Raw genomic sequence first — 15,544 nt, 5'->3', positions numbered from 1 at the left:
CCGGGCCGACTCAGGCGCGGCCGAACAGCGTGCGGGCCTCGGCGACCAGCGTGATCGAGCCGGTGACCAGGACGCCGGCCCCGGTGGGCGACCCGCTGACGCCCTGCTCGGCCAGGTCGGTCGCGCGCGCGATCGCCTCGTCCAGCCGGTCCACGGCGTGCACCCGGTCCTCGCCGAACACGTCGGTGGCCACCTCGGCCAGGTCGGCCACGTCCAGAGCTCGCTCGGACGACGACCGCGTCACCACGACGTCGTCCATGAGCGGCTCGAGCGCAGCCAGGATCTGCTCGGCGTCCTTGTCCGCGAGCACACCGACGACGCCGACGAGCCGCTCGAAGGTGAACGCCTCGCGCACGGCGGCGGCCAGTGCCTCCGCGCCGTGCGGGTTGTGCGCGGCGTCCACCAGCACGGCCGGGGAGCTGCGCACCAGCTCGAGTCGACCCGGCGAGCTGACGTCCGCGAAGGCGGCCTCCACCGGCCCGGCCACGAGCGCCCCCACGCCGCGCAGCATGGACTCGACGGCCGTCAGGGCGAGCACCGCGTTGTGGGCCTGGTGCTCGCCGTGCAACGGGAGGAACACGTCCGCGTAGACCCCTCCGGGGGTTCGCAGGTCGACGAGCTGGCCGCCCACCGCGACCTGCCGCGAGAGCACCTCCAGGTCGACACCCTCGCGAAGCACGCGCGCGCCGCGCTCGGCAGCGGCGGCCAGCAGCACGCCGTCGACCTCCTCGCGCTGCTCGGCGAGGACCGCGGTGACCCGCTCCTTGAGCACGCCCGCCTTCTCGCCGGCGATGTCCACCAGCTCATGGCCGAGCCAGCGCTCGTGGTCGCGCGCGATCGGCGTGACCACGGCCACCTCGGGCTGGACGACGTTCGTCGCGTCCCACCGGCCGCCCATGCCCACCTCGACGACGGCGACCTCCACGGGAGCGTCGGCGAACGCCGCGAACGCCATCACCGTGAGGACCTCGAAGTAGCTCATCCGCGGCCCACCGGTCTGCGCGGAACGGGCATCGACCATGTGCACGTACGGCGCCACGTCCTGCCACGCGGCCACGAACTCCGCTGCGGACAACGGCTCGCCGTCGACCCGGATCCGCTCGGTCACACTCGTCAGGTGTGGGCTGGTGTACAGGCCCGTGCGCAGGCCGTGCTCGCGCAGGAGGCGCTCGGCCATCCGCGCGGTCGAGGTCTTGCCGTTGGTGCCCGCGACGTGCAGCACCCGGAACGAGCGCTCCGGGTGACCCAGCAGGTCGCACACCGCTTCGACGCGCTCCGTCGACGGCGCCACGTCGTGCTCCGGCGCCCGCGCCAGGAGGCCCGCGTAGACCTCCTGGAGCGCGTCGAGCTCCTCGGGGGTGTCCGCGGCGCGCCCGCGGTCCTCGCCGCTCACGCCAGCACCTCGAGCGCGACGCCCGCGACCGCACCGTCCGGGACGTCGCCGACCTGCACCCGGGCCTCGCGCGCCAAGGTCTCCCGGGACACGAGGTCCAGGTGCACCTGCAGCGCGTCGACGCGCTCCGCGGGCACGGTCAGCACGAGCCGGATCCGGTCGCTGACCTGGAGGCCGGCGGCCTTGCGCTCGTCCTGGACCGCACGCACCACGTCGTTGGCGAAGCCTTCCGCCTCGAGCTGGGCGTCCACCGCGGTGTCCAGCAGCACCACGCCACCGTCCGACAGCACGGCAGCCACCCGGTCGGCGGGGCCACCCGAGGCCACGACCGTGGTCAGCTCGTACTCGCCGTCCGCGAGCGCCACCGGGCCCTCGTCGGTCTCCACCGTGACCGCATCCCCCGTCGCGGACCACCGGCCGGCCTTCGCGGCGCGGATGACGGACTGCACCTGACGCCCGAGACGGGGTCCCGCGGCCCGGGCGTTGACCGCGAGCCGCTGCTCCACACCCAGCTCCGCGAGCCCGACCTCGGCGACGTCCACGAGCGTGACGCTCTTGACGTTGAGCTCCGCCGCGAGCAGGTCCACGTACGGCTCGATCGCGGCCGGGTCGGACACCGCGACGCCGAGCTCACGCAGCGGCTGGCGCACCCGTAGCCCGTTGGCCTTGCGCAGTCCGAGCGTGCTGGACACCACCTCGCGCACCCGCCCCATCGCCGAGACCAGCCCGGCGTCGGGCACCAGGGCGCCGCCGGCGGCCGGCCAGTCCGTCAGGTGCACGCTGCGCCCACCGGTCAGGCCGCGCCAGACCTCCTCGGCCACCATCGGCGCCAGCGGGGCCATGACCCGGGTCAGCACCTCCAGGGCGGTGTAGAGCGTGTCGAACGCATCGGAATCCTCCGACCAGAACCGCTCGCGCTGGGTGCGCACATACCAGTTGGTGAGCATGTCGAGGTGGTCACGGACGGCCTCGCAGGCCGCCGCGACGTCGAACGCGTCGAGCTCGGTGGTCACGCGCTCCACGAGGTCGTGGGTGCGCGCCAGGACGTACCGGTCCAGCACCGGGAGCCCGGGGGCCCGGTCGGCGGTCACCGGCTGCGCCTCGTACCCCGCGCCGCCGTTCGCCGCGCCCGCGTACAGCGTGAAGAAGTACCAGGTGCTCCACAGCGGCAGCAGCACCTGACGCACACCGTCGCGGATGTTCTCCTCGGCGACCACCAGGTTCCCGCCGCGCAGCACCGGCGAGCTCATCAGCGACCAGCGGACGGCGTCCGAGCCGTACTTGTCGAACATCGCCGACGGGTCGGGGAAGTTGCGCAGCGACTTGCTCGCCTTGCGACCGTCGTCGCCCAGCACGATGCCGTGCGACACGCACGTGCTGAACGCCGGCCGGTCGAACAGCGCCGTGGCCAGCACATGCAGCGTGTAGAACCAGCCGCGGGTCTGCCCGATGTACTCCACGATGAAGTCGCCCGGGTAGTGGTGCTCGAACCAGTCCGCGTTCTCGAAGGGGTAGTGCACCTGCGCGAACGGCATCGACCCCGAGTCGAACCACACGTCCAGCACGTCCGGGATGCGGCGCATCGTGGACGCGCCGGTCGGGTCGTCGGGGTTGGGCCGGGTGAGGTCGTCGATCCACGGCCGGTGCAGGTCGACCTCGCCCGCCTCGTTGCGGGGCAGCCGCCCGAAGTCGCGCTCCATGTCCGCCAGCGAGCCGTACACGTCGATCCGCGGGTGTGCCGCGTCATCGCTCACCCACACCGGGATGGGGGTGCCCCAGTACCGGTTGCGGGAGATCGACCAGTCGCGCGCACCGGCGAGCCACTTGCCGAACTGGCCGTCCTTGATGTGCTCGGGCACCCAGGTGATCTGCTGGTTGAGCTCGACCATCCGGTCACGGAACTGGCTGACCCGCACGAACCAGCTGGACACCGCCTTGTAGATCAGCGGGTTCCGGCACCGCCAGCAGTGCGGGTAGGAGTGCACGTAGCTGGACTCGCGCAGCAGGCGCCCATCGGCCTCCAGACGCCGGATGATCGCCGGGTTGGCGTCGAACACCTGCTGACCGGCGAAGTCCGGGACCGCGGAGGTGAACACGCCGCCGGCGTCGACGGACAGGATCGTGGGGATGCCGACCCGCTCGCAGGACTCTTGGTCGATCTCGCCGTACGCGGGCGACTCGTGCACCACACCGGTGCCGTCCTCCGTGGTGACGTAGTCCTCGACCAGCACCTGGAAGGCGGCGTCGCCGTAGCCCTCGACGAACCAGTCCCACAGCCGCCGGTAGCGCACCCCCGCCAGGTCCGAGCCGACCAGGCGCGCCGTCACGGCGGCCTGGGCGGCCTCGGGCGACTCGTACCCGAGGTCCTTGGCGTGCGCGGCGAGCCGGTCCGCGGCCAGCAGGAACGAGCCGCTCGCGAGCCGGGCCTGCTTGCCGGTCCGCTCACCCTCAGGGACCGCGTGCGGGACCACCACGTAGGTGATGTCCGGACCGACGGCGAGCGCGGCGTTCGTCGGCAGCGTCCAGGGCGTCGTCGTCCAGGCCAGCGCCGCCACGCCGGACAGGCCGAGCGCCTCGGCGCGCTCCCCCACCAGGGGGAACGTCACCGTGACCGTGCGGTCCTGGCGGTCGGCGTACACGTCGTCGTCCATCCGCAGCTCGTGGTTGGACAGCGGCGTCTGGTCCCGCCAGCAGTACGGCAGGACGCGGTAGCCCTCGTAGGCCAGGTCCTTGTCGTAGAGCTGCTTGAACGCCCAGAGGACCGACTCCATGAAGGTCAGGTCGAGCGTCTTGTAGTCGTTCTCGAAGTCCACCCACCGCGCCTGCCGGGTGACGTAGCGCTCCCATTCCCCGGTGTAGCGCAGGACCGACTCACGGCACGCGGCGTTGAAGGCCGCGATGCCCATCTCCTCGATCTGGGACTTGTCGGTGATCCCCAGGATCCGCTCGGCCTCGAGCTCGGCGGGCAGGCCGTGGGTGTCCCAGCCGAACCGGCGCTCCACGCGCCGCCCGCGCATGGTCTGGTAGCGCGGCACGACGTCCTTGACGTAGCCGGTCAGCAGGTGGCCGTAGTGCGGCAGGCCGTTGGCGAACGGCGGACCGTCGTAGAACACGAACTCGTTGTCGCCGTGCCGGCCCGCCTCGCGGGCCTCGACCGAGGCGACGAACGTGCCGTCCACGTCCCAGTGTGCGAGCACGTCGCGCTCGACGCCCGGCAGGTCGGGCGACGCGGGGACAGGGGCGGTCGGGCGGTGCTTCGGGTACACGCGGGCTCCGTGGGACGCATCGGGTCGCGAGGACGACGACGCCCGGTCGGGCCTCACCGCGGTACCACCCCGCTTGCCGCCGATCCCTCGACGGCCACTCTGCGACGGCTGTGACGGGCCTGCCCCGTCCGGTTCTACTGAGGCCGCGCGCGGCCCGTTCTTCCGGAGGCTCGCCGGTGATGGCCGGGTCGACGCCTGTGCGCCCGATGGTAACCGCTCGGAGCGCCGAGTCCCCAGGGAGCGGTCCCTCGACCCCATCCGGCGTGGCCCGGGGCGCGAAGACCGGGTGTCCGGAACGGCTCCGACCCGCGAGGGGGACGCATGAACCGCCGAATGATCGCCCTACCCGCCGCAGCACTGCTCATCGCAGGACTGCTGGCCGGGTGCAACGACACGAAGCCGGCCTCGGACGACACGATGACCCCGAGCAGCATGGAGCCCAGCGACTCGATGTCGTCCGACAGCATGGGCGACGAGTCGATGTCGTCCGACCCGATGTCCAGCGAGGGGAGCACGTCCTCCGACATGCCCTCGGACGGCATGTCGGGTGACACGATGTCCGGCGACGGGGTGTCCTCGGACGCGCCGTCGGACAGCATGACCGCCGGCGCGATGACGGACGGAAGTGGCGGCTGAGACGTGGACGCGCAGCCGGCGGTCGGGGAGCCCGAGCGCTCCCCGACCGCCGAGTCGCTGGTCGCGGCGATCGCCCGAGGCGACGCCGCGGCCTTCGACGCGCTCTACCCGCGGGTGGCCGGACCGGTCTACGGGCTGGCCCTGCGGGTGCTGCGCGACCCGCACCTGGCTCAGGACGTGGCCCAGGACGTGCTCGTCGAGGTCTGGCGGCAGGCACCACGCTTCGACCCGAGCAAGGGCAGCGCCATGGCGTGGGTGATGACCATCGCGCACCGGCGCGCCGTGGATCGCGTCCGGCGGGAGGAGACGCAGTCCGGCATCGCCACCCGAGCCGCGGCGGTGCACGACGTGCCGCACGCCGACGAGGTCCACGCGGCCGCGGAACGCTCCCTGGACGCGGTCCGGGTGCGGCGGGCGATGTCCGGGTTGAGCCCCGTCCAACGTGAGGCGATCGAGCTCGCCTACTGGCGCGGGTACACCCATCAGGAGGTGTCCGCCGTCCTGGCGGTCCCGCTCGGGACCGCGAAGACCCGGATCCGGGACGGTCTGATCCGGTTGAGAGATGCTCTGGGAGAAGGGGTGGGACGGTGAACCTGCACGCGCTGACCGGTGCCTACGTCCTGGACGCCCTGGACGCCGATGAGCGGGCCGAGTTCGAAGCGCACCTGCCGGGTTGCGCCGACTGCCGGGCCGAGGTCGACTCGCTGCGCGCGGCCGCCACGACGATGGGCGCCGCCGAGGCGACCACGCCGCCACCCGGGCTCCGCGACCTCGTGCGGGACCGCATCGCGCGCACGCCGCAGTATCCCCCTGCCGTCGCGGCGACGGCAGATGCCCAGCGCGCCGACGTACCGGTCCCCACCCAGCGCGACGCGAGAGCGCCCGCGCGCCGGCGCCGGTCGTGGTCAGCGCGGCTGACCTCCTGGCCGGTCACCGCAGCAGCGGCCTCGGTCGCGGTGCTGCTCGCGGTGGGCGGCGTGCTGTTCGTCCGCTCACAGCAGACCGAGAGCGCCCACGAGGCCGCCCAGGCCGAGGTGATCCGGATCCTGTCCGCGCCCGACATGATCAGCCACGACCTCGGGCTCGGCTCGAGCCACCTCGTCATGAGCCCCTCCGTGGACGCCGCCGCGGTGATGGGTGACGACGTGCCGATGCCTGCGCGCAGCGGGATGGTCTACCAGGTCTGGATGATGCACGCCGACGGCTCCATGGCGGCGGGGCCGACGTTCGTCCCGCACGACGGCGAGGTCATGACCGTCGTGCAGGGCGACCTGTCCGACGTCACCGCGGTCATGGTGACCGAGGAGCCGCAGGGTGGGTCCAAGGAGCCGACTGGCGGTCTGGTGGCAGAGCTGCACCTGTGAGGCGCCGCGCGACGGTCACGCCTCCGGCTGCTCGCCGGTGTCTGCCCCCGGCTCGGCAGCCAGGGCGACGGTGTCCGCCTCGACGGCCCGGGCCACCGGTGTGTCGCCGGACACCACGGGCAGCGCCGACCACGGGAACGTGATCCAGCGGTCGGTGCGACGCCACACGTAGTCCGGCTCGATCACCGAGCGCGACTTGGCGTAGAGCACCGCGGTGCGCACCTGGGCGCAGTGCTGCGCCATGAGGTCACGGACGAGGGCGAGTGTCTCCCCGGTGTCCGCCACGTCGTCGACGACCAGCGCGTGCAGGCCCGTGAGCGCGTCGGTGTCCAGCAGCGGCGGGAGGACCGCCGGAGCCGCGAGGCGCTGGTCCACGCCCGTGTAGAACTCGACGTTGAGCGTGCCGACTGCCTTGGTGCCCAACGCGTACGCCATCGCACCGCCGGCGGGCAGGCCGCCCCGGGCCACCGCGACCACCACGTCGACGGCGAACCCCGAGTCCACCACCGCCTGTGCCAGGTGGCGGGTGGCCTCCCCCAGGAGCTCCCACGTGAGGACCTCGCGATCGCTCGGCAGGTCCGTGCCCTCAGGGGTCTCGTCGGTCATGGGGCGAGGCTAGCGATAGGCGCCCGCGCGCGGGGCCGAACGCGCAGGCGACCGGCCACGTGTGCCGGGCACGGGTCCCGGTAGGCGTGCCAGCCCGCGCGGGATCGCCGTCCCGATGCGATCCTGCCGGAATGCCCCGTTCCGCCCGCGCCGCTGCCCGGCGCGTCAACGACTCAGCGGTGCTGGAGATCGGCGCCCGTGTGGGCCTCGGCGCGTCGGGCCTCGTGCACCTGATCCTGGCGTGGCTGGCGCTCCAGCTGGCGTTCGGGTCGGGCGGTCAGAACGCCGACCAGACGGGTGCACTGCGCCAGCTCGCCGGGACCACCCTGGGCCAGGGGTTGCTGTGGATCGCGGCGGGCGGGTTCGCACTGCTCGCCGTGTGGCAGGTGACCGAGGCGCTGGTCCGACGCGGCAAGGATCGGCTGCCGCCCGCCGCTCGGGCCCTTGTGCACGCGGCACTCGCGTTCGTCAGCCTCTCCGTGCTCCTGGGCTCGTCCGGGGGTGGCAGCCAGCAGGCCAGGAGCCTGTCCGCCCGCCTCATGGACCGGACCGTCGGCGTCGTGACAGTGGGCGCGGTCGGGCTGGTGATCCTGGCGGTGGGAGCCGTCCAGGTGTGGCGGGCCGCACAGGGGAGCTTCCGCAAGCAGCTGCGACCCGATCCGCCCCCGTGGGTGGTCCAGCTCGCCCGGATCGGACTGGCGACGCGTGGGCTCGCTATCGCGGCCATCGGCGGCCTGTTCCTGCTCGCGGCGGTCCAGCACGACCCGCAGAAGACCGGCGGGCTGGACACGGCGCTGCACTCCCTGCTCGGCCTGCCCGCCGGTCAGGTCGTCGTCGCCGCGATCGCCGCCGGGATGGCGTGCTACGGCGGCTATGCGCTGGCACGCATGCGCTACGGAGAGTTCTGAGGCCGCCTGCGCCCGTGACTGACAACCCCGCCCGGGATCACACGAGGCCGGCTCCTCCCACCGACGCGCGCCACTCCGCGTGCAGGGCGGCGAACCGACCGCCGGCTCGGACCAGCTCGTCCGGGCTGCCATCCTCGACCACCCGGCCCCGGGCCACGACGAGCACCCGGTCCGCGGTCATCACGGTGGACAGCCGGTGGGCGATGACCACGGCGCTGCGGTCCGCGAGCAACGTCCGCAGGCCGTCCTGCACGAGCCGCTCACCCGGGACGTCCAGCGAGCTCGTCGCCTCGTCCAGGACGAGGAGGGCCGGGTCGGCGAGGAACGCTCGCGCGAACGAGACCAGCTGTCGTTGGCCTGCCGAGAGCCGCACACCCCGCTTGTCCACCAGGGTGTCGTAACCGGCGGGCAAGGAAGCCACCAGGTCATGCACCCCCACCGCGCGGGCCGCGCGCTCGATCTCCGCCCGCGTCGCACCGGGACGCCCGAGCGCGATGTTCGCCGCGACCGATCCGGAGAACAGGTATGCCTCCTGGGTGACCATCACGACCGCACGCCGCAGGTCCGCCGGGTCGAGGTCACGCAGGTCGACACCGTCGAGCAGCACGCGTCCGTGCCGCGGGTCGTAGAACCGGGCCAGCAGCTTGGCGACGGTCGACTTGCCGGCTCCGGTCTCCCCCACCAGTGCCACGGTCCGCCCGGCGGGCAGGTGCAGGTCGAACCGGGGCAGCACCACCGGGCCCGTCCCGTACCCGAACTCCACTGCCTCGAAGCGCACGTCACCGCGCGGGGTCGCCAGGGCGACGGGATGCTGCGGCGCTGGAACGGTGGGCTCCTCGGCCAGCAGGGTCGCGAGCTTCTCCAGTGCGGCGTTGGCGGACTGGAAGGAGTTGTAGAACATGCCGATCTGGCTGAGCGGGGCGAAGAACCGCCGGGCGTAGAGCACGGCTGCGACCAGCACGCCGACGTCGATCCCGCCGTGCAGCACACGCAGCCCACCGACCACCAGCACGGTGGCGACCGTGAGGTTGCCGATCAGGGTGAGACCCGTGTCGAAGACCCCGTTGAGCCGGATCGCGGCGTCGTTCGCGGACCGGTACTCCTCGGCACGGTCGCCGTACCGCCGCCGCTCGGCCGCCTCCCGTCGGAACGCCTGCACGGCGCGCATCCCGGTCATGGTCTCCACGAAGCGCACGATCAGACGGGCCGACGCGGTGCGGCTGCGCCGGTAGGTGACCTGCGACCGGGTCTGGAACCACCGGGTGAGGATCGCGCCGGGGATCACCGCGACCAGCAGGACGGCCCCGCTGCGCCAGTCCAGCACCGTCAGTGACGCCGCGGTGAGCAGCATCGCCAGGCCACTGGTCGCAAGCGTCGTGATCCCGCCGTCCAGGAGCTCGCGCACGGCGTCCAGGTCCGAGGTCTGCCGGGAGATGATCCGGCCCGAGGTGTAGCGCTCGTGGAACTCCAGGCTCAGCAGCTGGGTGTGCCGGAAGACGCGGCGTCGCAGGTCGAGCAGGATCGCCTGGCTGACGCGCGCCGAGGCCCGGACCGTGGCCGCGGTGAGCACCCCGCCGAGCAGGGCGGTGACGACGTAGCCTCCCGCCGCGAGCAGCAGCGGCACGGGGTCGCCGTCGCGCAGAGCGGGCAGGCCGCGGTCCAGCCCGGCCGCGACCAGCGCGGGCCCGGCGACCTGCGCGCCCTGCGCCGCGACCACCAGCAGCACGGTGCCCCATGCCGGCCCGCGCACCGGGCGCAGCAGCGAGCCGAGCAGCGCGACGGAGCGGCGACGGCGCCCCTCCTCGCGACCGCCCGCGGCGTCGGCGACGTCCTCGTCGCGGACCGACACGCTCATCGGGTCACCCCCACGGCACTGTCGGGCGCGGGTTCGGTCATCGCGGTCAGCACGTACCGGTAGTGGGCGTGCTCGGCGAGCAGGTCCGTGTGCCGTCCGACGGCGGTGATCCGCCCGTCCTGCAGGACCGCGACGCGGTCCGCGAGCGCGACCGTCGAGGGGCGGTGGGCGACCACGAGCGTCGTCGTGCCCGTCAGGGTCTGGCGCAGCCGCTCGGTCACGACGGCTTCGGTCGCCACGTCGAGTGCCGAGAGCGGGTCGTCGAGGACGAGCACGCGGGGGCGAACGGCGATCGCCCGCGCGAGCGCGACCCGCTGCCGCTGGCCCCCGGACAGGCTCAGGCCCTCCTCCCCGATCACGGTGTCCATGCCGTCGGGAAGGTCCTCGACGAACGATGCGCTCGCCACCTCCAGGGCGCCCCGAGCGCGCTCCTCGGCCTCGGCGTCGGACAGGCCCGGCGTGCCGAGCAGGACGTTCTCGCGCACGGACGCGGAGAACAGCACCGGGTCCTCGAACGCCACGGCGACCGCGGCCCGTAGCTCCGCGCGGCCCACGTCACGCACGTCGACCCCGTCCAGGCGGACCGAACCGTCGGTCACGTCCAGCAGGCGCGGGATCAGCGAGAGCAGGGTCGACTTCCCGGTGCCCGTGAGACCGACCAGCGCGAGAGTCTCCCCCGGCTCGAGCACCAGGTCCACACCGTCGAGCACGTCGGGCGTCCCGGCCCCCTGACCGGCGTGGCGCAGGTGAACGCCAGAGAGCTCCACGCGGGTGCCGGCCGCCGGGGGTTCGGGGAGGGCCCGGGGGCGCGCGGGGTCGGTGAGCGCGGCAACGGTGTCCATCACCTCGAGGTAGCGGTCGGCCGCGGTGCGCGCGTCCATCGTCATCGCAAGGAGCTGGCCGAGCCGCTCCACAGGCGTGTTCACCACCGCGGCGGTGGCGAAGAACGCGACCAGGTCACCGACGGTCAGGTCTCCGGCCGAGGCCAGCCACACCCCGACGCCGAGCGAGAGGGCCAGCACCAGCTCGGGCAGCGCTCCCAGGGCGAACGTGATGCGGGACAGCGTCCGCGCCTTGACGATCTCGGTGCTGCGCAGCTCGTCCGCCTGCTGGGCGAAGTCCTCCAGCGCGTCGTCGCCGCGGCCGAAGGCCTTGAGCACCCGGATGCCGTGCACCGACTCCTCGACCGTGGTCGCCAGGTCCCCCGCCTGGTCGCGCGCTCGACGCGCCACCACCTTGTAGTCCTGCCGGAACCGGAAGCCGAGCCAGACCACCGGCACGGCTCCCGCCACGTACACCAGCCCGAGCTGCCAGCTGGTGGCCAGCATCAGGCCGACCCCCACGAGCGTGGTCGCGACGCTGACCACCATCATCGCCAGACCGAACACCATCCATCGCCGCACGATCGACAGGTCGGACATCGCCCGGGACAGCAGCTGACCGCCCGCCCAGCGGTCGTGGAACGCCATCGGCAGGTCCAGCAGGTGCGCGAAGAGCGCGGTGCGCATCTCGCGCTCGACCGTGGTTCCGGGCGAGGCGATCAACGCACGACGCGACCAGACGAAGAACGCCTCGAGGAGACCCAGCGCTGCGACCAGACCCGCCGCGAGCACCACGGCTCCGGAGTGACCGCCGCTGAGCAGCGGGCCGTTGACCACCACGCGCAGGACCTGTGGCACCGCGAGCGCCAGCAGGCTCGCGCCCAGACCGGCGAGTCCCCCGAGCGCGACGCGGGCCAGCGCCGGACGAGCCCACTCCCGCAGTCGCCACAGGCTGGACGAGGACACTGCGGGTGGGCGCACGGAGGTCTGCGGCGCCGTTCCGGCGCCGCCCGGATCGGAGGGCACCCGGCCAGACTACGAGCGGGCACCGACGCCCGCTCACCGCGGCCGAGGCGACCTCACTGGGCGTCGCGCCAGGCCACCCACTCGGCGAGCCGAGAGAGGTCGTAGTCCGGACCGTTGACCCCCACGGTGAACAGGGTGGCCCCGGCGGCCAGCAGGTCGTCAGCCTCGTCGGCGGGCCACCCATCGACGCCCACGGACCGCTCCACGAGGCGTGCGGTGTCCCGACCGACCGCGGCGCCGTGCTCGTCGAGGATCGCGCTCTTGCGGCGCAGCGTGGCGGCGTCGCCGAACGAGTGCCACACGTCGGCGTGCTCGGCGACGATGCGCAGCGTCTTGCGCTCCCCTCCGCCGCCGATCAGGACGGGGATGTGCCGGGTGGGGGCCGGGTTGAGCCGGTCCAGGCGCGCGGTGAGCCGGGGCATCGCCTGGGACAGGTCGTCGAGGCGGGACCCGGCCGTGCCGAACTCGTACCCGTACTCGTCGTAGTCCTTCTCGAACCAGCCCGAGCCGATCCCCAGGATCAGGCGGCCGTCGGAGATGTGGTCGACCGTGCGGGCCATGTCCGCCAGGAGCTCGGGGTTGCGGTACGTGTTGCACGTGACCAACGCGCCGATCTCGATCCGCGAGGTCTGCTCGGCCCAGGCCCCGAGCATCGTCCAGCACTCGAAGTGCTTGCCGTCGGGATCGCCGTAGAGCGGGAAGAAGTGATCCCAGTTGAAGGCGATGTCGACGCCGAGGTCCTCGGCTCGCCGCACGGCGTCGCGGATCTGGCCGTAGTCGGCGTGCTGGGGATGGATCTGGACGCCGACGCGGATCGGGAAAGACATGGGCGGGCTCCTTCGCGTTGCTCGCCCGTGATCATGTCATCACCCCACCGCACCGCACCCCGGCCCCGGAGCGCGCGCTCCGGTCTCCCGCCCGCCGGACGCGGCAGCCCTGATGGAGGGCTCACCCGCCCGTCACGAGCTGGCCGACGAAGCCGAGGAGGTTCGTCAGCAGGAACCCGACGCCGACGACCACCCCGATCACGGCGGGGATGAGTCCATTGGGGTCGCCGAGCCGACGGGCGCGCAGCCCGTAGCCGACGGCGATCCCGGCCGGCAGCCAGACGATCAGGGTCACCGTCGTGGCGGTGACCAGGAGCGCCCAGCCGGGTATGTCCGAGGCGTCCAGCCCGCCGTAGCCCAGCGCGGACATGAGCGCCTCGCCCGCGAGCATCCCGCCCAGCAGGGCGGGCAGCACGAGCGCCACACCCGTCCAGGCAGCCACCATGGCGGGGCGTGCCCTGTCTCGATCGCTTCGCGCGCTGCGGGGCGCCACACCAGTAGAACCAGGCACCGCGCCACCTCCTCACGGTCGCACGGTCCGCACCTGCACGCCCCCTCACTGCCGACGCTAGGACCACCCGCGCTGGCCGCAAGCGACCTCCGATCCATGCGGTTCCTGCGCTCGATCCCGGCGGGTCCCGGCGACTCACCCGCGGGCGACGACCTCGCCCGAGGCGTCGAGGCACCCCCGAGACGTCGGTGCTGTAGCTCGAGTGACCGTCCACGGGCAGCCAGAGCACGTAGGCGCCGAGCCCGGGGTCGGCCGGAGATGCCACCGCCTCGTCCAGACCCCACCGGCGCCCCGACGCTGCCGGGCGTGGCCCACGTCCGCAAGCACCGGCGGCCCACGCGGCGAAGGGGTTTCCGGAGCACAGCGGCGTTCGGATGGTGGACGGCCGTGCGACGCTCGGTGCTTGCGCCCGCGCACGCCGCGTGGGGCGCCGGACACAGCGGTGCTGAGCAGGCGGCGACCTGCGCGTCGCCGAAGCGGTCCGAGCGCTGGTAGCGGGGCCCCGCAACCCCTGTGCGGGCAAGGGACGCGGACGTACCCTGGGGCCATGCGCCGGCCGCGGTCGCAGGGTGACATCGAGGTCATCGAGGTCGACCTCATCGAGGAGGAGACCCCGGATGAGTTCCTCGCGCTGCTGCACGAGCTCGCGCTCGAAGCGGAGGCTCGACGCGCGAGGTGGCCCGCCGACCGCCCGATCCCGATCTACGCGCCGACGGCCGCGCACGGCGAGCGTCGGCGCTGGCACCGCCCGGCGTCGCGACGCGCGGCCGACGCACACTGACCCGACCGCGCAGGTGGGCGGCGGCCTCACCCGCCCGGAGAGGGCTCGACCCGCGTCAGTCGGCCATCGTCCGCCAGGCTCGCCGAGAGCCGCTCGCTGGTCACCCAGGTGACCGTGCTCGGGTCGTAGCCCTGCGGCGAGACCGGCAGGTAGAGCACGAGCTCGTAGTGCCCGGCAGGCAGGTCGGTGGTGTACGTGCCGTCACCGTTCGGCACGCAGAAGTCCGTGCGCGTCGCGATCGCCGACGCAGGCCGTGGCGTGCCGGGCGTCAACGGCCCGACGGTCGGCAGCTCGGCCTGGTCCGGTCCGAGCCCGACGACCGTGCCGTCCTGGATCCACGCGACGGCAGCGTCGGTCGGCGACCAGACGTCCGTGGCCGACCTCGCGCTGTCGAGCTCGGCCGGGAGGGTGTAGAGCCAGGTCCCGTCCGTGGTGCGCTCGGCGGAGACCGTTCCGGGCGAGCGGAGCGTCAGGTCGCCCGGCCTGGGGGCGAGTGCCGCCGCGTCCATCCCGCACGCCAGGCCCGACCCTTCGAGCCACGACGGGACGTGGCCCACCTGGAAGCCCGCAGGGAGCGGGGCGCCCCCCGGTGCCGAGGCGGACGGCGACGCGGACGTCGTGCTCGGACCCGTCGCGGCCGGGACGGGTGCCGGGCGGGTCAGCGCCGGCACCGCGATCGCCACGGCAGCGACCAGGCCCACGCCCAGCAGCCCGGCGCCGGCCCGGCGAGTCGTGCGCTTGCGTCGGCTGACGGCGACCACGCGGTCCGTGTCGAGACGCGAGGTGAGGTCCTCGGTCCGGGCCGCCTCGCGCAGGCGGGCGGCGACGTCGTCGGGGCCGGTCATTCTGGCGCTCCTTCGGGGTGGTCGGTCAGGATCGTGCGCAGCCGGTCCAGCGCTCGGGACGCGGTCGACTTCACGGTTCCGAGCGGGATGCCGAGCTCGGTGGCCACCTCGGCTTCGGACAGGTCGAGCAGGTGGCGAAGCACCACGACGCGGCGTTGCTTCACCGGCAGCTGGAGCAGGGCCCGCACGACGGCGTCCCGGTCCGCGACGGCCACGGCGGGATCGGACCCGACGGACCGCTCTGGACCGTCCTCGCCCGTGAGCACCTCCCGGCGGGTGCGGCGCCAGGTGTCGATCCTCAGGTTCGCGAGGATCCGACGCGCATACGCCAAGGGGTCGCCGTCGCGGGCGGACGACCACGCGCGCCAGGTCCGTTCGAACGTCGCCTGCGTGAGCTCGTCGGCGCGATGGGAGTCACCGCACAGCAGGTAGGCCATCCGGTGCAGGGGATCCTTCGCCGTCTCGACGAACGCGCGGAACTCCTCGACGGGTGTCGCGCCGGTGAGGACCTGCACCGCGTCCTCCCGCGCCGCATGTCGTCGGGGATGGTGGGCCATCGTCGTCGCACCGCTCCTCGCGTCCGCAGGTCGCTCGTCCGTCACTCTCACACGCTGCACACGCAGCAGGGCCTCCTCAGGTTCCACAGCACGGGCCGACGTCGGCGGCCGGCGTCGCCTAGGGTGATCACAGGACCCCGGGCCGCGG

The 15,544-nt window shown here is 73.4% G+C and carries 14 protein-coding genes; 5 read left to right on the top strand and 9 right to left on the bottom strand.

Going from position 1 to position 15,544, the window contains the following annotated elements; translation table 11 throughout:
- Window positions 1–10 precede the first annotated feature (10 nt).
- Both Q6348_RS08905 and ileS read right to left on the bottom strand, forming a co-directional pair.
- Window positions 11–1,393 (bottom strand): bifunctional folylpolyglutamate synthase/dihydrofolate synthase, encoded by a 1,383-nt coding sequence (locus Q6348_RS08905; protein ID WP_304600941.1) that lies wholly within the window; start codon window positions 1,391–1,393, stop codon window positions 11–13.
- Window positions 1,390–4,659, bottom strand: a complete 3,270-nt coding sequence (ileS, locus tag Q6348_RS08900) for an isoleucine--tRNA ligase (RefSeq protein ID WP_304600940.1) — start codon at window positions 4,657–4,659, stop codon at window positions 1,390–1,392. Before ileS ends, Q6348_RS08905 begins: the two co-directional genes overlap by 4 nt.
- A 321-nt stretch (window positions 4,660–4,980) precedes the next feature.
- Between ileS and Q6348_RS08895 the strand changes: the two genes are divergently transcribed.
- Genes Q6348_RS08895 through Q6348_RS08885 form a run of 3 tightly spaced genes read left to right on the top strand, consistent with a single transcriptional unit; the run spans window position 4,981 to window position 6,659 of the window.
- Entirely contained in the window at window positions 4,981–5,295 is a 315-nt protein-coding gene (locus Q6348_RS08895) for a hypothetical protein (protein ID WP_304600939.1), read from the top strand.
- Between the two features lie 3 nt (window positions 5,296–5,298).
- Window positions 5,299–5,886: an ECF RNA polymerase sigma factor SigK gene (sigK, locus tag Q6348_RS08890; RefSeq protein WP_304600938.1), complete on the top strand. Its 588-nt coding sequence runs from the start codon at window positions 5,299–5,301 to the stop codon at window positions 5,884–5,886.
- Window positions 5,883–6,659, top strand: coding sequence for an anti-sigma factor (locus Q6348_RS08885; RefSeq protein WP_304600937.1), 777 nt, complete (start codon window positions 5,883–5,885; stop codon window positions 6,657–6,659). Before sigK ends, Q6348_RS08885 begins: the two co-directional genes overlap by 4 nt.
- A gap of 15 nt (window positions 6,660–6,674) precedes the next feature.
- Here Q6348_RS08885 and Q6348_RS08880 read toward each other — a convergent pair whose 3' ends face one another.
- Window positions 6,675–7,265 (bottom strand): phosphoribosyltransferase, encoded by a 591-nt coding sequence (locus Q6348_RS08880; RefSeq protein ID WP_304600936.1) that lies wholly within the window; start codon window positions 7,263–7,265, stop codon window positions 6,675–6,677.
- A 131-nt stretch (window positions 7,266–7,396) separates the two neighbouring features.
- Between Q6348_RS08880 and Q6348_RS08875 the strand changes: the two genes are divergently transcribed.
- Entirely contained in the window at window positions 7,397–8,173 is a 777-nt protein-coding gene (locus Q6348_RS08875; protein WP_304600935.1) for a DUF1206 domain-containing protein, read from the top strand.
- A gap of 37 nt (window positions 8,174–8,210) precedes the next feature.
- Here Q6348_RS08875 and Q6348_RS08870 read toward each other — a convergent pair whose 3' ends face one another.
- From Q6348_RS08870 to Q6348_RS08855, 4 genes are all read right to left on the bottom strand, one after another.
- Complete coding sequence (locus Q6348_RS08870) at window positions 8,211–10,028, bottom strand: ABC transporter ATP-binding protein (protein WP_304600934.1); 1,818 nt, start codon at window positions 10,026–10,028, stop codon at window positions 8,211–8,213.
- Window positions 10,025–11,875 (bottom strand): ABC transporter ATP-binding protein, encoded by a 1,851-nt coding sequence (locus Q6348_RS08865; RefSeq protein ID WP_434062047.1) that lies wholly within the window; start codon window positions 11,873–11,875, stop codon window positions 10,025–10,027. Before Q6348_RS08865 ends, Q6348_RS08870 begins: the two co-directional genes overlap by 4 nt.
- Before the next feature lie 53 nt (window positions 11,876–11,928).
- Entirely contained in the window at window positions 11,929–12,702 is a 774-nt protein-coding gene (locus tag Q6348_RS08860; protein ID WP_304600933.1) for an LLM class F420-dependent oxidoreductase, read from the bottom strand.
- Window positions 12,703–12,823: 121 nt separating this feature from the next.
- Entirely contained in the window at window positions 12,824–13,147 is a 324-nt protein-coding gene (locus Q6348_RS08855; protein WP_304600932.1) for a hypothetical protein, read from the bottom strand.
- Between the two features lie 613 nt (window positions 13,148–13,760).
- Here Q6348_RS08855 and Q6348_RS08850 point away from each other — a divergent pair.
- Complete coding sequence (locus tag Q6348_RS08850; RefSeq protein WP_304600931.1) at window positions 13,761–13,994, top strand: hypothetical protein; 234 nt, start codon at window positions 13,761–13,763, stop codon at window positions 13,992–13,994.
- Between the two features lie 26 nt (window positions 13,995–14,020).
- Here the strand turns inward: Q6348_RS08850 and Q6348_RS08845 are convergent, their stop codons facing one another.
- Both Q6348_RS08845 and Q6348_RS08840 read right to left on the bottom strand, forming a co-directional pair.
- On the bottom strand, window positions 14,021–14,839 hold the full coding sequence (locus Q6348_RS08845) for a hypothetical protein (RefSeq protein WP_304600930.1): 819 nt from the start codon (window positions 14,837–14,839) through the stop codon (window positions 14,021–14,023).
- On the bottom strand, window positions 14,836–15,354 hold the full coding sequence (locus Q6348_RS08840; RefSeq protein WP_304600929.1) for a SigE family RNA polymerase sigma factor: 519 nt from the start codon (window positions 15,352–15,354) through the stop codon (window positions 14,836–14,838). The genes Q6348_RS08845 and Q6348_RS08840 overlap by 4 nt, the downstream gene beginning before the upstream one ends.
- Window positions 15,355–15,544 lie beyond the last annotated feature (190 nt).

The sequence above is a fragment of the Actinotalea lenta genome, assembly GCF_030586465.1.
GTDB classification, from domain to species: Bacteria; Actinomycetota; Actinomycetes; order Actinomycetales; family Cellulomonadaceae; genus Actinotalea; species Actinotalea lenta.
This window is presented reverse-complemented; position numbering and strand designations above follow the sequence as displayed.

Coding starts and splice junctions, on each gene's coding strand:
- Q6348_RS08870 (WP_304600934.1), bottom strand. CDS start 10,028: ATGAGCGTGTCGGTCCGCGACGAGGACGTCGCCGACGCCGCGGGCGGT.
- Q6348_RS08880 (WP_304600936.1), bottom strand. CDS start 7,265: ATGACCGACGAGACCCCTGAGGGCACGGACCTGCCGAGCGATCGCGAG.
- Q6348_RS08850 (WP_304600931.1), top strand. CDS start 13,761: ATGCGCCGGCCGCGGTCGCAGGGTGACATCGAGGTCATCGAGGTCGAC.
- Q6348_RS08860 (WP_304600933.1), bottom strand. CDS start 12,702: ATGTCTTTCCCGATCCGCGTCGGCGTCCAGATCCATCCCCAGCACGCC.
- Q6348_RS08855 (WP_304600932.1), bottom strand. CDS start 13,147: ATGGTGGCTGCCTGGACGGGTGTGGCGCTCGTGCTGCCCGCCCTGCTG.
- Q6348_RS08875 (WP_304600935.1), top strand. CDS start 7,397: ATGCCCCGTTCCGCCCGCGCCGCTGCCCGGCGCGTCAACGACTCAGCG.
- Q6348_RS08845 (WP_304600930.1), bottom strand. CDS start 14,839: ATGACCGGCCCCGACGACGTCGCCGCCCGCCTGCGCGAGGCGGCCCGG.
- Q6348_RS08895 (WP_304600939.1), top strand. CDS start 4,981: ATGAACCGCCGAATGATCGCCCTACCCGCCGCAGCACTGCTCATCGCA.